Origin of the sequence: Microtetraspora malaysiensis (assembly GCF_050947145.1) — a bacterium.
Lineage (GTDB): Bacteria > Actinomycetota > Actinomycetes > Streptosporangiales > Streptosporangiaceae > Microtetraspora_A > Microtetraspora_A malaysiensis.
Genome location: NZ_CP191998.1, coordinates 9,069,052 through 9,082,568, shown reverse-complemented (window position 1 = coordinate 9,082,568; position 13,517 = coordinate 9,069,052). Strand labels below are relative to the sequence as shown.

Sequence of the window (13,517 nt, the reverse complement as noted above, 5' to 3'; positions counted from 1 at the left end):
ACGTCATAATGGCACGAAGCTAGCGAATCGTGTAACCCTTGGTCAGGAATCGCCGCGGTGAAGGTTCGATCACAACCTCACAGGCCATCAGTCGTCCGCATCGTCCTTGCTCGGGAAGATCATCTGACAGACCTCGAGATACAGGGTCTCGGGGTAGGGGATGTGGGGAACCGTACGAAGGGCCTGATCTTGCCCGGCCGACTCCATGACGAACTCCCCGTAACCGAGCATCCGGCCCAGCAGTGAGCGCTGGAAGCTCATGTCGGTGACCTTCGCCAGTGGCATCATCGCGACCTTGCGCGTGATCAGGCCCGTGGTGAGGAGCATGCGCTGGGACGTGACCACGAAGTAGTCGACCGACCACTCCGCGACCTTCCAGACGAAGCGGATGAGGAGCAGCAGCCAGGCCCACCAGACGACGACGAGTGCCTCGCCGCCTCCGGCGTCGCTCAGCCACTTGCTGAGCAGGCCTGCCACGACGAGCCCGCCGAAGATCTCGCCGATGGGCCTGAGAAGCACGGCGGGGTGTCGCCGCACCATGATGACCTGGTGTTCGTGGGGGAGGAGGTAACGGTTGACCGACGACGGGGCAGAGTCCCCGTGGGTCACTAGTCTCATGTCAGCTTTGCGAAAAACTGGGCCATCGAGTCCGCCGCCTTCATGACTCCGCTGACGGCGCCTTGCACTGTGTGGGCCGCGTCATCCGGCCTCGACAACAGGTAGAAGGCCACCAGACCGAGCGCTCCCCACTTCACGACTTTCTTGAGCTGCACCGCCGTCACCACTCCCATGACCAATAGATTACCCAGCCGCCTACTTCGGTAAAGCGGTAAAACCGGAAGAACCGGCTTCGGTGTCGACGGTCATGCGCGCCCTTCGGCGGCCACGGCGAGAACTTGTAGGTGCTTGCGTGCGATTCGCTCGACCAGGGCGGGGTATGCGTGGCCGGTGACCTCCTCGGCGCCGTGGTGGGCGACCTCGATGCACCGTGTCACGGTGGCGGCGGGGTGGATGCCCGCGAACTCGTCGCGGAGCGCCGCCTCGACCAACTCGTAGCGTCCGCCATGCGGAAGCTGACTCATGACTCCCCCTGATGAGCGGCCCCGGTGGCCGGGAACGCAAAGACACGTCGTCATTACTCTACGTACCCAGACGAGTACATGCTGTAACTAGACGCGGGAAAGTCTGGGAAAAGTTCAGACGACGCCGTAGAGGCGGTCGCCGGCGTCGCCGAGACCCGGGACGATGTACCCGTTCTCGTTGAGCCGCTCGTCCATGCCCGCCGTCACCACGCGGATCGGCTTGCCCGAGCCCTGGAACATCTTGTCCAGGTACGCCACGCCCTCGGGCGCCGCGAGCAGGCAGAGCGCGGTGACGTCCTCGGCTCCCCGGTCGAAGAGGAACTGGATCGCCGCGCCGAGCGTGCCGCCGGTGGCCAGCATCGGGTCGAGCACGTAGCACTGCCGACCGGAGAGGTCCTCGGGCAGGCGGGTCGCGTAGGTCTGGGCCTCAAGGGTGGACTCGTCGCGGATCATGCCGAGGAAGCCGACCTCGGCCGTGGGAAGCAGGCGCATCATTCCGTCGAGCATGCCGAGGCCGGCCCGCAGGATCGGCACCACGAGCGGCGCGGGGCGCGACAGCCGTATGCCGTGGGCAGGGGCGAGCGGGGTCTGCACGGTCACGTCCGTGATGCGGACGTCCCGGGTCGCCTCGTACGCGAGAAGTGTCACCAGTTCGTCAGCGAGACGGCGGAACGTCGGGGAATCGGTGCGGACGTCACGCAGCGTGGTCAGCTTGTGGGCGACGAGAGGGTGGTCAACGACGAGGCTTTCCATGCCACAGAAGGTACCGTCCGGAGTAATAGGGACGAACGTCACCGGCGGTTTTGATCACAATTTGGCGCGGAAGCCGTACGGTTGGGACCGGATTCTGCGACGATTGCCTGACGTTAGGACCGCATCGGTGGGGATGACGATGACAGACGAGGACGCGCTGGACTTCGCCATCGTGGTCTACCGCGAGGACGACCGCTGGGAAGCAGAGATGCTGCCGATGGGGCTGACCTCCGATCTACGCGGGTTGATCCACGCGCTCCGCCAGACGCCGAGCATGGGGGCCACGATTGGCCTTGTCGCCGTGGGGGATGACTTCTTCGTGGCGCTGCGAGTCTTCGGTGAGCGTGTGAGCGTTTTCCTGTCCGACATCACTGCTTCCTGGGACTGGCCGCTCGCGCAGCAGGTCCTCGAATACCTCGACGTCCCCGTCCCCGAAGAGGAGGAGCTGGACAGCGTGCTCCCCGCCGGCGATCTGTCGATCTTCGCCGACCTCGGGCTGGACGAGATGGAACTCGGCGCGCTCTCCGGAGATCTCGACTTGCTCCCTGACGAGGTGCTGTCGAGCATCGCCGCGCGGCTGGGCTTCTCCCAGCCGTTTGAACGTGCCGTCGACGCCGCCATCGGCTGACTCGGGAGCCCGGCCATGCCCTCGAGATCCAATCTCTTCTCCGCCGCCTTCGTGAAGATCGACGGCGGCTGGAACGGAGCCGAGGTCGACCTCAGCTCGGCGGAGATCGCCGACGACCTGGGCGACGCCGTACAGGAGGTCCTTGGCCTCGAAGGCGACGAACTCGTCCTGCTCTGCGTCGAGGTCGAGGACGAGTGGTTCGCCATCGTCCGGTACGAGAACGACCTCGACCTGCGGGTCTTCCTCTCCGATGCGCAGTCCGGCCAGGGCGACCCGCTGGCGGAGATCTTCACCGACCTCGCCGGCGTGGCGGTCGACAAGGAGCCGGCCGACCTCGGCGTGCGGCCGGCGGGCGACTTCGACCTGCTCGCGGACCTCGGGGTGAGCTCGGAGGAGCTGCTGGAGCTGAGTATGGAGGAGGGGCTGCCCGCCGACGTCCTCTCCGTGATCGCCGAGCGGCTGTCCTTCGCCGACGAACTCGACCGCCTGCGGTGACCGGCCCGTCCGCGGCGCACGAGGCGGCCATGCGGCGGGCGCTCGCGCAGGCCGTTCGCGCGGGCGAGCGGGGAGAGGTCCCGGTCGGCGCGGTCGTCCTTGACGCGGACGGCGCGATCGTGGCGGAGGCGGGCAACGACCGCGAGGCGAGCGCGGATCCCACCGCGCACGCGGAGGTCCTGGCGCTGCGGTCCGCCGCCGAGGGGCGCGGCGAGTGGCGGCTCACCGGTTGCACCCTGGTCGTCACCCTCGAACCCTGCACGATGTGCGCGGGCGCCGCCGTACAGGCCCGCGTCGATCGTGTCGTGTACGGCGCGGACGACGACAAGGCGGGGGCTGTGGGCTCGCTCTGGGACGTGGTGCGGGATCGCCGGCTCAACCACCGGCCCGAGGTCGTCCGCGGGGTGCTCGCCGCGGAGTGCTCCGCCGTTCTCACCGACTTCTTCGCCCGGCGCCGGCCCTGAAACGACGGCGCGGGCATAGGCGTTTGTCCGGTAAGCTGACCAACGGTGGCGTCGCCTAGTGGCCGAGGGCGCACGCCTCGAAAGCGTGTGTAGGGCAACCTACCGTGGGTTCAAATCCCACCGCCACCGCCAGCACGAAGAGCCGCTGACCTGCGTGAAAAGGTCGGCGGCTCTTTCGCTTTCCGCCTCATGAGGCGCCGGCGGGGCACGGGACCCCGATGATCAACGCAAGAGCCGCTGACCTGCGCGAGGCCGGCGGCCCTGTCACCTGTCGTGTCGCCCCTGTCCGGGCGGCGTGGCTCAGCCCTCGAGTTCGAGCACCCGGGCGTGCAACGTGGAACGCTGGTGCAGCGCGGCGCGCAGCGCCCGGTGCAGGCCGTCCTCCAGGTAGAGGTCGCCGTTCCACTGGACCACGTGCGGGAACAGGTCGCCGTAGAACGTGGAGTCCCTGGCGAGCAGGGAGTGCAGGTCGAGAACCGCCTTCGTCGTGATCAGTGAGTCCAGCCTGACCTGCCGCGGGGGGATCTGGGCCCACTCGCGGTTCGACAGGCTGTGCTCTGGGTAGGGGCGTCCGTTGCCGACCAACTTAAAGATCACGGTACGTAGTCTAGGAGAGAAAGCCGCCCCGCGACGTGGGGGATCTCGTCAGATCGCCCCGGAGAAGGTGTCGCAGCGCCGCGGATCGCCGGAGCTGTAGCCGGCTTTGAACCACTTCATTCGCTGGGTGGACGTGCCGTGCGTGAAGTTCTCCGGGCTGACCCGGCCCCGCGCCTTCTCCTGGATGCGGTCGTCGCCGACGGCGGAGGCGGCGTCGAGCGCCTGGCGGATGTCGGCGTCGCTGAAGGGCTTGGCGAAGAACCCGGTGCCCACCGCGTTCTTCGCCCAGACGCCGGCGTAGCAGTCGGCCTGCAGTTCGAGCCGTACCGAGCCGCTGGTTGCGCCCCGGCCGGTGCCCTTGGAGATGTCGCCGAGGAGGTTCTGCACGTGGTGGCCGTACTCGTGGGCGATGACGTACGCCTGGGAGAACGGGCCGCCCTCGGCGCCGAACTTGCTGTGCAGTTCCTCGAAGAAGCCGAGGTCGAGGTAGACCTGCCGGTCGGCCGAGCAGTAGAAGGGGCCGACGGAGGAGTCGGCCGCGCCGCAACCGGTCTGGATGCCCCTGGTGAACAACACCGTTCGGGCCTGCCGGTAGCCGTTGATCTCGCCCTTCCAGTACTTCTGGATGCTGTTGACGACGCCGACGACCCGGCACTTCTCGGACTGGTCGGCGTCCGCGCCGGTCTTGCACTGGGCGGCGAGGTCGCCACTGCTCGTGGACCTGCCGTTCTGGGCGGGCTGCCCGCCGCCGCTCAGGAGCTCGGTCGGGTCGACGCCGAAGACGAGGGCCAGGACGACCACCACGATGCCCACGGCGCCGCCGCCGATCGCGAGCCCGCCACCCCGGGACATGCCGCCGGACCCGACGTCGTCCACCTGCGAGGCGTCGAGTTCGGCCCGGTCATCGAAATCCATTCCGCGACGCTCCAGTTTGCGCGTGATCCTCGTGCGCATCGCGATGCCATCCACATCGCTGATGCCCCTTATGAAGAGAATCATGACCGCTGGAGGCTTGTGCCGGGATGTGCGGGGGCCGGCCGGGTCCGGAGCGGGTTCGCCGAGGACGTCCGGTCGCGGTGGCGGCGACACAGTGTTCCCCCGCACCAGGTTCCCCCCGCACCGGGTTCTCCCGCGGTTGGGTGCGGCTCGGTCCGCGTGGCGACGGGAGCTCCAAGGTGGGCCTGATGGGGCGCCACAGGCCCGAAGGCGCGAAAGCCGGCCCCGAACACACGGAAACCGACCCCCAGACGCACGAAAGCCCCGGTTGTATCAGACCGGGGCTTTCGTGTTCTTGCTGCTCAACCAAGCGCGGAGGATAGGAGATTCGAACTCCTGAGGGGTTGCCCCCAACACGCTTTCCAAGCGTGCGCCCTAGGCCAACTAGGCGAATCCTCCGCCGAAAAGCTTAGCGGACTTTCCGACCAGTGGTGACCACAGTTTTCCGGTGCTCGGTCCGGCCTCGGCACACCGCGGGAGTGGTTAGACTGTCTGCGGACCCCTCGCGCGGCGTCATCCTGTGAACCTCCCCAGGGCCGGAAGGCAGCAAGGATAAGCGGGCTCTGGCGGGTGTGCGGGGGGTCTCTGAGTTTAGGGAACCGCCGACCGGGTCGACCCCCCGAGGAGACGGCATGAGTCTTGCGCTGTACCGCAAGTACAGGCCCGGGACGTTCGCCGAGGTCAAGGGGCAGGAACACGTCACGGAGCCGCTGCGCCAGGCGTTGCGGAGCGGGCGGATCAACCATGCCTACCTGTTCAGCGGCCCGCGCGGCTGCGGCAAGACCTCCAGCGCGCGCATCCTCGCCCGTTCACTGAACTGCGAGAAGGGCCCGACGCCCGATCCCTGCGGCGAGTGCGATTCGTGCGTGGCCCTGGGCCCGACCGGCCCCGGGCACCTCGACGTCATCGAGATCGACGCCGCGTCGCACGGTGGCGTGGACGACGCCCGCGACCTGCGGGAGCGCGCGTTCTTCGCGCCGGTCTCGGCGCGCTACAAGATCTACATCATCGACGAGGCGCACATGGTGACCCGCGAGGGTTTCAACGCGCTGCTCAAACTCGTCGAGGAGCCCCCGCCGCACCTCAAGTTCGTCTTTGCCACGACCGAGCCGGAGAAGGTCATCGGGACGATCAAGTCCCGCACCCACCACTACCCCTTCCGGCTGATGCCCCCGGCGACGTTGCGTCAGCTCATGGAGGAGATCCTCGAATCCGAGTCGGTGCCGTACGAGCCGACGGCGCTGCCGCTCGTGGTGCGCGCGGGCGCGGGCTCGGCCCGTGACTCGCTGTCGATCCTCGACCAGCTCCTGGCCGGTGCCGACGAGTCCGGGATCACCTACCAGCGCGCGGTGTCCCTGTTGGGCTACACCGACGGCGACCTGCTCGACGAGGTGGTCGAGGCGTTCGCCAAGCGGGACGGCGCCGCGGTTTTCCAGACGGTCAACCGGGTCATCGAGGGCGGTCACGACCCCCGGCGGTTCGCGATGGACCTGCTGGAGCGCTTCCGCGACCTGGTCATCCTCGCCAACGTGCCGGAGGCTGCGGGCAACGGCCTGCTCGATCGGCCGGCCGACGAGCTGGAGCGCCTCCAGACGCAGGCGGCGTTGATGGGCCCGGCGGAGCTGACCCGCGCCGCCGAGATCTTCAACACCGGACTGACCGAGATGCGCGGCGCGGCCTCGCCGCGGCTGCTTCTCGAGCTGATGTGCGCCCGCGTGCTGCTGCCCGCCGCCGCGGAGGGTGAGACCGCACTGCTCGCGCGGCTCGAACGCCTCGAACGCGGCGGCGTGCCGGGCCTGGCCGCCCCGGTGCCCGGCGTCGCGGCCCCCGCTCCGCAGCCGTCTCCGGCCGCCGCACCGGCTCCCGCCGCCCCGGCGGCTCCCACGGCTCCCATGTCGGCGCCCGTATCCGGGTCCCCGGCGGCCCCCGCGCGTACGGCTCCCGCGCCCGATTCGCGGGACGACTGGCCCACCCCGGCGCGGCCGGGCGCGGCGAGCGCACCCCCGAGGGACGACACCCCCTCCGCCGCACCGGCGGCGGTGGGAGGGCCGATCCAGCAGGCGTGGCCCAGGGTCCTGGACGCGATCAAGAACAGGCAGCGCGTCGCCTGGATGATCCTTAATACGCAGGGCCGGCTCCTCGGCGTGGACGGCAACCTGGTGACCGTCGGCTTCGAGAAGCCCGGCGACGTGCAGGGCTTCCTCAAGGGCAAGCGCGACGAGGTGGTCGCGGCGGCGCTCGGCGACGTCCTGGGCGGCACCTGGCGGGTCGACGTGGTCGTCGGGAGTTCCGGCCCGCCCGCCGGTGGTCCCGCCGCGCGCGGCTCCGCCGCCCCCTCCGGCGGGTACGGCACCGCCGACGCGGGCTCACGGCCGGCCGCCCGGACCGAGGGGCAGCCCCGGCCGTCCGCCGCCGACCCGCGTACGCCGCCGGAGACGGCGGCGCCCACGAGCGATCCCGAGGCCGGTGGCGGGGACGCGGGCGCGTCACGGACGACCGACGAGTCGTGGCCGGACGCGCCCTCGGACGAGGACGACGGTCGTCCGCCGGCCGGGTCGGGCGGCTCGCGCGGTTCCGCGCCCGGCCCGGGGCTGGCGGCGGCGAGGTCGGCGGCCAAGGCCGCGGCCCAGTCGGGGCCGCGCCAGGCGTGGCCCGAAGCGGTGCCGAGCCGATCCACGCCCGGGCAGGCGACGGACGACGTCGACCCGCTCAACGACGCGGACGCCGACGGGGACGAGCTGACCGGGATGGCGCTCATCCAGCGTGAGCTCGGTGGCCGTGTCATTGAGGAAATCGACCACTCCTGAGGGGCCCGCACCGCCTTGCTGGGGTGCGTTTACCCGGAACACGTACATGCTCCGGTATCAGATCCGCGGCAAACGCCGTAGGCTCGTCGCGACGACAAGTCGCTGGATGCCGAGGAGCGCACGAACGTGAACCCTGGAGATGTCAACCTGCAGCAGTTGCTGGAACAAGCCCAGCTCATGCAGCAGCAGCTCGTCACGGCCCAGCAGGAGCTCAGCGACGCCGAGGTCGAGGGGACCGCGGGCGGCGGGCTGGTGGTCGCGACGGTCAACGGCAGCGGAGAGCTGCTCGAACTGAGGATCAGCCCCAAGGCCGTGGACGCGGACGACCCCGAGGAGACCGTGGAGACGATTGCCGATCTGGTGCTGGCCGCGGTGCGAGACGCGGTGCGCGCGGCCGCCGAGTTGCAGCAGGAGAAGCTCGGTCCGCTGGCGCAGGGGCTCGGAGGCGGGCTCGGCCAGCTGCCCGGGTTCTAGAAGATCATGTACGAGGGGGTCGTCCAGAATCTGATCGACGAGCTGGGGCTGCTGCCCGGCGTCGGTCCCAAAAGCGCGCAGCGCATCGCCTTCCATCTGCTGGCGGCGGATCCGGCGGACGTGAAACGGCTGGCGCACGCGCTGCTCGAAGTCAAGGAGCGGGTCCGGTTCTGCCGCGTCTGCGGCAACGTCGCCGCGGAGGAGGAGTGCCGGATCTGCCGTGACCAGCGCCGGGACCCGCACGTCATCTGCGTCGTCGAGGAGTCGAAGGACGTCGTGGCGATCGAGAAGACCCGCGAGTTCCGCGGGCGCTACCACGTGCTCGGCGGCGCGATCAGCCCGATCGACGGGGTCGGCCCCGACGACCTGCGGATCCGTGAGCTGATGACACGGCTCGCCGACGGCCAGGTCACCGAGCTGATCCTCGCGACCGACCCGAACCTCGAAGGCGAGGCCACGGCCACCTACCTGGCCCGGCTCGTCAAGCCCATGGGGCTGAAAGTGACACGACTGGCCAGCGGTCTGCCGGTGGGCGGTGACCTCGAATACGCCGACGAGGTCACCTTGGGCCGCGCTTTCGAAGGACGGAGGCTGCTGGATGTCTGAAGAGTGGGCCGCCCTGGCGGAACGGATCGCGGGGCACGCGCAGAACTATCTCGACGGCCTGACCCGGTTGGCCGGCGGCGAGGGCGGCGACGGCATCCTGCCGCTGCTGCTCGTCGAGGTGGCGCAGGTCAGCCTGGCCGGCACCCAGCTCGGGGCGATGCAGGACGTCATCCTGCAGGGCAACGTTGAGCCGGCACTGAGCGACGACCCCGATGTCGATCCCCTCCGTACTGCCCTGGCGGCCCGGCTCGGGCCGGTGGACGACTACGCCGAGGTGTTCGATCCGTACAAGGACACCGCGGTCACGCCGTACCGGCTGTCGGACGATCTGGCGGCGGTGGCGGCGGACCTGCTGCACGGGCTGCGGCATCACCGCGCGGGCCGCCCGTCGGAGGCGTTGTGGTGGTGGCAGTACTCCTACTTCAACACGTGGGGCAACCACGCGGGGGCGGCGCTGCGCGCGCTGCACGCGCTGGTCGCGCACACCCGGCTCGACGTGGTGGAGGAGAGCACCGTCGTCTGACGGCGTGGACGGCCGTTCCGGCAGGTCGCATGATGATCGTCCCACATGGTGAGCATCTCCCGTCGGGCTGGTGAGACCCCCCAGTAGACTGTGAGCTCCACGTCCTGATTCGTTCGGAGAGTTCCAGTGGCGCTCGTTGTCCAAAAGTACGGTGGTTCGTCCGTCGCCGACGCGTCCTGCATCAAGCGGGTGGCGCAGCGGATCGTCGCGACGAAAAAAGCCGGCAACGACGTCGTAGTGATCGTCTCCGCGATGGGCGACACCACGGACGAGCTTCTCGACCTGGCCAAGCAGGTGTCCCCGCTGCCTCCGGGACGCGAGCTCGACATGCTGCTGACGTCCGGCGAGCGCATTTCGATGGCGCTGCTGGCGATGGCGATCGCGAACCTGGGCCACGAGGCCAGGAGCTTCACCGGCTCGCAGGCCGGCGTGATCACCGACTCCACGCACGGCAAGGCGCGCATCATCGACGTGACGCCCGGCCGCATACAGGAGGCGCTCGGCCTCGGCCACATCGCGATCGTCGCCGGCTTCCAGGGTGTGTCGCAGGACACCAAGGACATAACGACGCTCGGCCGCGGCGGCTCCGACACCACGGCGGTCGCGCTCGCCGCCGCGCTCGAGGCCGACGTCTGCGAGATCTACACCGATGTGGACGGCGTCTTCACCGCCGATCCGCGCATTGTCCCGACGGCCCGGCAGATCCCGCGGCTCTCCTTCGAGGAGACGCTGGAGATGGCGGCCTGTGGAGCCAAGATCCTGCATCTGCGCTGCGTGGAGTACGCCCGCAGGTTCCAGCTCCCGATCCACGTCAGAAGCTCGTTCAGCAGCAAGGAAGGCACGTGGGTCTTCACTGACCCCAAGACCGAAGGAACCGAGATGGAGCAGCCCATCATCTCCGGCGTCGCCCACGACCGGAGCGAGGCCAAGATCACCGTTGTCGGGGTGCCCGACAAGATCGGAGAGGCTGCCGCCATCTTCAAAACGCTGGCCGACGCCGAGATCAACATCGACATGATCGTGCAGAACGTGTCGGCCGCGGCGACGGGGCGTACGGACATCTCCTTCACGCTTCCGACGAACGACGCGCAGATGGCGCTCACCGCGCTCAAGAAGATCCAGAGCAAGGTGGTCTTCGACTCGCTGCTGTTCGACGACCGCATCGGCAAGGTCTCGCTGATCGGCGCGGGCATGCGCTCGCACCCCGGCGTCACCGCGACGTTCTTCAGCGCGCTGGCCAACGCGGGGGTCAACATCGAAATGATCTCCACGTCCGAGATCCGAATCTCGGTGGTCGTCGATGAGGACGATGTGGACGCGGCCGTCAACGCCGCACACCAGGCGTTCGATCTGGACGCGGACGAGGTCGAGGCAGTCGTTTACGGAGGTAGCGGTCGATGAGTCGTAAGCCCACCCTCGCGCTCGTCGGAGCGACCGGTGCCGTGGGCACCGTGATGCGGGACATCATCTCCAACCGCGAGGACATCTACGGCGAGATCCGTCTCGTCGCGTCCGCCCGCTCGGCGGGCCGGCTGCTGCCGGTGCGCGGCGAGGAGGTCGTCGTCCAGGCGCTGGCCCCCGAGGTGTTCGACGGCGTCGACATCGCCATCTTCGACGTGCCGGACGAGGTGTCGGCCGAGTGGGTGCCGGTGGCGGCCCAGCGCGGCGCGGTCGCGATCGACAAGTCGGGCACGTTCCGGATGAACCCGCAGGTGCCGCTGGTCGTGCCGGAGGTCAACCCCGGCGCCGCGCGGAACCGGCCGCTCGGCATCGTGTCCACCCCCAACTGCACGACCCTGTCGATGATGGCCGCCATGGGCGCCCTGCACAGCGAGTACGGCCTGCGCGAGCTGGTCGTGGCGTCGTACCAGGCGGTGTCCGGCGCGGGCGTGGCCGGCTCGGCCCGGCTGTACGACGAGACCGAGGCGCTGGCGGGGGACCGTACGGCCGGCCAGACCGCCGGTGACGTGCGCAAGACTCTGCAGAACAAGCTGGGCGACGCGGAGTCTCCGTTCCCCGCGCCGATCGCGTTCAACGTCGTGCCGTGGGCCGGGTCGCTCAAGGAGGACGGCTGGGCGTCGGAGGAGCTCAAGCTCCGCAACGAGTCCCGCAAGATCCTCGGCATTTCGGACCTCAAGGTCTCGGCGACCTGCGTCCGGGTCCCGGTGGTCACCACGCACTCGCTGGCCGTTCACGCGACCTTCGAGCGCGAGATCACCGTGGCGGACGCGCACCGCGTGCTGGAGGCCGCGCCCACGGTCATCCTGATGGACGACCCGGAGAACGGCGTCTGGCCCACGCCGGTGGACGTCGTCGGCACGGACCCGACCTACGTCGGCCGGGTCCGCCAGGCGCTCGACTTCCCCAACACGCTGGACCTGTTCGTCTGCGGCGACAACCTGCGCAAGGGGGCGGCGCTGAACGCCGCCGAGATCGCCGAGCTGATCGCGGCCGAGTTCACGGCCTGATCCGCCGGACCTGCCGGGCCCGGCGCGGAAGTCACCGCTTCCGCGCCGGGCCCGGCACTGTCCGTAGCCGTTCACCGGGATCGAGGGAACGAGGCGGGTTTTCGCGAGGATCGCGGGTTTCTTCCGGCGATGTGACCCACCCGGCCGAGGATCGTGGACACCCCATTAGCGGTAGAGGATGTCCCAATGGTTGTCCTCGTCCGCGTACACGACCCTGTGCGAGGCGGCCTCCGGGCGGTACATCCGCGCCCCGTCCCCGCGCGTCGTCCAGTAGTCGAACGTCTTGGTCACGTACGCGTCGACGCACGGGTTGTGGGCCACGTCGATCTTGAAGCCGTTCTCGTGGCTGTAGCGGCCGCGGCTGTGGCCGATCTCGGTGCCGCCGGTGACGACGATCCGGCAGCCGCTGCGCCGCCTGAGCTCGATCGCCTGGGTGAGGGTGCCGTACCGGACGCCGTCAAGGGATGTGCAACTCGAGTTGGTGCGGTCGGTGCAGCGGCCCGACGATCGCCAGCGCAGGCCCCCGGCGAGGAGTTGCCGCATCGCTCCGGCGTTCTCGAGCCGGGCGGAGGCGCTGATCGACGTGACGGCGTTCCCGCGCGGCGTGGTCGCTAGCGTCCGTGCGGGCGGCAGCCGTGCGGGCAGGGCGACCGCCGCGGAGACGTATCGCACGTTCGCGACGGTCAGCGGTTGCGCTTGTGTGGCCGATTGAGACAGCGGGGTGATCGTGATCACCGCGCCGAGTCCCCACCACAAGGGACGTAAAGTCATGCGTCATCCCCGGTGCTCAGTCCTTGATCGGGTGGCGGGGGAGCTCGCCAGGGTGATCAATGCCCACGCGAGGGGCGCGGCCATTCGCGGGCGACGGGGAATTTGCCCCCTCGTACGGATCATCTGGCGCGTATATGACCCGGCGGGTGCCAGGGTCGTACAGTGACCACCGTGGCCGAGAAGACGCGGGAGCGGATCGTCGCGACCGCCCTCCGGCTGTTCAAGGAGCGGGGGTTCGAGGCGACGACGATGCGGGCGATCGCCGCGGAGGCGGGTGTCTCGGTCGGGAACGCCTACTACTACTTCTCGTCCAAGGAACAGCTCATCCAGGCGTACTACGACCGGGCACAGGGCGAGCACGAGGCCGCGTGCCGGGAGCTGCTCGCGGTCGAGACGTCGTTCGCGGCCCGCCTGAGCGGTGTGCTGCGGGCGTGGGTCCGCGTGTCGGAGCCGTACCACGAGTTCGCGGCCAAGTTCTTCAAGCACGCGGCCGAGCCGAGCAACCCGCTCAGCCCCTTCAGCGCGGAGTCCGCGCCCGCGCGCGAGTCGTCGATCGCCATCTATCGCGAGGTGGTGGAGGGCTCCGCCGACCGGATCGACTCGGAGCTGCGGGCCGAGCTGCCGGAGCTGCTCTGGCTGCTGTCGATGGGCGTGGTGCTGTTCTGGGTGCACGACACCTCGCCGGGGTGCGAGCGGACGTACCGGCTGGTCGACCGGACCGTCCCGTTGCTCGACCGGCTGGTCACCCTGTCGAACCTGCCGGGCATGCGCGGCGTGGCCCGCGACTTCATCGACGTCGTACGCGAACTGCGCGCCTAGGAAGCCCGGAAGACGAGGGGCTCGGCAGTCCTGG

17 protein-coding genes, 2 tRNA genes and 1 other RNA gene are annotated in these 13,517 nt (G+C 69.4%); 12 read left to right on the top strand and 8 right to left on the bottom strand.

Annotated features, from left to right (window positions below; genetic code table 11):
• Positions 1-87 precede the first annotated feature (87 nt).
• The 4 genes from ACQP1V_RS42365 to upp form a co-directional block, all read right to left on the bottom strand.
• Positions 88-618 (bottom strand): PH domain-containing protein, encoded by a 531-nt coding sequence (locus ACQP1V_RS42365; protein ID WP_067137648.1) that lies wholly within the window; start codon positions 616-618, stop codon positions 88-90.
• Positions 615-791, bottom strand: a complete 177-nt coding sequence (locus tag ACQP1V_RS42360; RefSeq protein WP_157570573.1) for a hypothetical protein — start codon at positions 789-791, stop codon at positions 615-617. Before ACQP1V_RS42360 ends, ACQP1V_RS42365 begins: the two co-directional genes overlap by 4 nt.
• A gap of 72 nt (positions 792-863) precedes the next feature.
• Positions 864-1,082, bottom strand: a complete 219-nt coding sequence (locus ACQP1V_RS42355; RefSeq protein WP_067137650.1) for a hypothetical protein — start codon at positions 1,080-1,082, stop codon at positions 864-866.
• Between the two features lie 114 nt (positions 1,083-1,196).
• A complete protein-coding gene (gene upp / locus ACQP1V_RS42350) occupies positions 1,197-1,835 on the bottom strand; it encodes a uracil phosphoribosyltransferase (RefSeq protein ID WP_067137651.1) in 639 nt (212 codons plus the stop codon).
• A 139-nt stretch (positions 1,836-1,974) separates the two neighbouring features.
• Between upp and ACQP1V_RS42345 the strand changes: the two genes are divergently transcribed.
• From ACQP1V_RS42345 to ACQP1V_RS42330, 4 genes are all read left to right on the top strand, one after another.
• Positions 1,975-2,463: a tRNA adenosine deaminase-associated protein gene (locus tag ACQP1V_RS42345; RefSeq protein WP_387413970.1), complete on the top strand. Its 489-nt coding sequence runs from the start codon at positions 1,975-1,977 to the stop codon at positions 2,461-2,463.
• A 15-nt stretch (positions 2,464-2,478) separates the two neighbouring features.
• Positions 2,479-2,958, top strand: a complete 480-nt coding sequence (locus ACQP1V_RS42340; RefSeq protein ID WP_433417326.1) for a tRNA adenosine deaminase-associated protein — start codon at positions 2,479-2,481, stop codon at positions 2,956-2,958.
• On the top strand, positions 2,955-3,422 hold the full coding sequence (tadA, locus tag ACQP1V_RS42335) for a tRNA adenosine(34) deaminase TadA (RefSeq protein ID WP_433417323.1): 468 nt from the start codon (positions 2,955-2,957) through the stop codon (positions 3,420-3,422). Before ACQP1V_RS42340 ends, tadA begins: the two co-directional genes overlap by 4 nt.
• A 44-nt stretch (positions 3,423-3,466) precedes the next feature.
• A tRNA-Ser gene (locus tag ACQP1V_RS42330) sits at positions 3,467-3,554 on the top strand.
• Positions 3,555-3,722: 168 nt separating this feature from the next.
• Here the strand turns inward: ACQP1V_RS42330 and ACQP1V_RS42325 are convergent.
• From ACQP1V_RS42325 to ACQP1V_RS42315, 3 genes are all read right to left on the bottom strand, one after another.
• Positions 3,723-4,019 carry a type II toxin-antitoxin system VapB family antitoxin gene (locus ACQP1V_RS42325; protein ID WP_387413976.1) on the bottom strand — a complete coding sequence of 99 codons (297 nt, stop codon included), beginning with the start codon at positions 4,017-4,019 and terminating at the stop codon, positions 3,723-3,725.
• A gap of 48 nt (positions 4,020-4,067) precedes the next feature.
• Entirely contained in the window at positions 4,068-4,934 is an 867-nt protein-coding gene (gene ypfJ / locus ACQP1V_RS42320; protein WP_433417320.1) for a KPN_02809 family neutral zinc metallopeptidase, read from the bottom strand.
• A 394-nt stretch (positions 4,935-5,328) separates the two neighbouring features.
• A tRNA-Ser gene (locus tag ACQP1V_RS42315) sits at positions 5,329-5,414 on the bottom strand.
• Between the two features lie 95 nt (positions 5,415-5,509).
• Between ACQP1V_RS42315 and ffs the strand changes: the two genes are divergently transcribed.
• From ffs to ACQP1V_RS42280, 7 genes are all read left to right on the top strand, one after another.
• Positions 5,510-5,605: signal recognition particle sRNA small type (ffs, locus tag ACQP1V_RS42310), an RNA gene on the top strand.
• Positions 5,606-5,647: 42 nt separating this feature from the next.
• Complete coding sequence (locus tag ACQP1V_RS42305) at positions 5,648-7,822, top strand: DNA polymerase III subunit gamma and tau (protein ID WP_433417318.1); 2,175 nt, start codon at positions 5,648-5,650, stop codon at positions 7,820-7,822.
• 126 nt (positions 7,823-7,948) lie between these two features.
• Positions 7,949-8,296 carry a YbaB/EbfC family nucleoid-associated protein gene (locus ACQP1V_RS42300; protein WP_174550763.1) on the top strand — a complete coding sequence of 116 codons (348 nt, stop codon included), beginning with the start codon at positions 7,949-7,951 and terminating at the stop codon, positions 8,294-8,296.
• Positions 8,297-8,302: 6 nt separating this feature from the next.
• Complete coding sequence (gene recR / locus ACQP1V_RS42295) at positions 8,303-8,902, top strand: recombination mediator RecR (protein WP_061256196.1); 600 nt, start codon at positions 8,303-8,305, stop codon at positions 8,900-8,902.
• A complete protein-coding gene (locus tag ACQP1V_RS42290; RefSeq protein ID WP_433417316.1) occupies positions 8,895-9,425 on the top strand; it encodes a DUF5063 domain-containing protein in 531 nt (176 codons plus the stop codon). Before recR ends, ACQP1V_RS42290 begins: the two co-directional genes overlap by 8 nt.
• 126 nt (positions 9,426-9,551) lie before the next feature.
• Positions 9,552-10,826, top strand: coding sequence for an aspartate kinase (locus ACQP1V_RS42285; RefSeq protein ID WP_433417313.1), 1,275 nt, complete (start codon positions 9,552-9,554; stop codon positions 10,824-10,826).
• Positions 10,823-11,893, top strand: coding sequence for an aspartate-semialdehyde dehydrogenase (locus ACQP1V_RS42280; protein WP_433417310.1), 1,071 nt, complete (start codon positions 10,823-10,825; stop codon positions 11,891-11,893). Before ACQP1V_RS42285 ends, ACQP1V_RS42280 begins: the two co-directional genes overlap by 4 nt.
• A gap of 165 nt (positions 11,894-12,058) precedes the next feature.
• Here the strand turns inward: ACQP1V_RS42280 and ACQP1V_RS42275 are convergent, their stop codons facing one another.
• A complete protein-coding gene (locus ACQP1V_RS42275) occupies positions 12,059-12,664 on the bottom strand; it encodes a hypothetical protein (protein WP_387413986.1) in 606 nt (201 codons plus the stop codon).
• 171 nt (positions 12,665-12,835) lie between these two features.
• Between ACQP1V_RS42275 and ACQP1V_RS42270 the strand changes: the two genes are divergently transcribed.
• Positions 12,836-13,483: a TetR family transcriptional regulator gene (locus tag ACQP1V_RS42270; protein WP_067137726.1), complete on the top strand. Its 648-nt coding sequence runs from the start codon at positions 12,836-12,838 to the stop codon at positions 13,481-13,483.
• Positions 13,484-13,517: the final 34 nt, after the last annotated feature.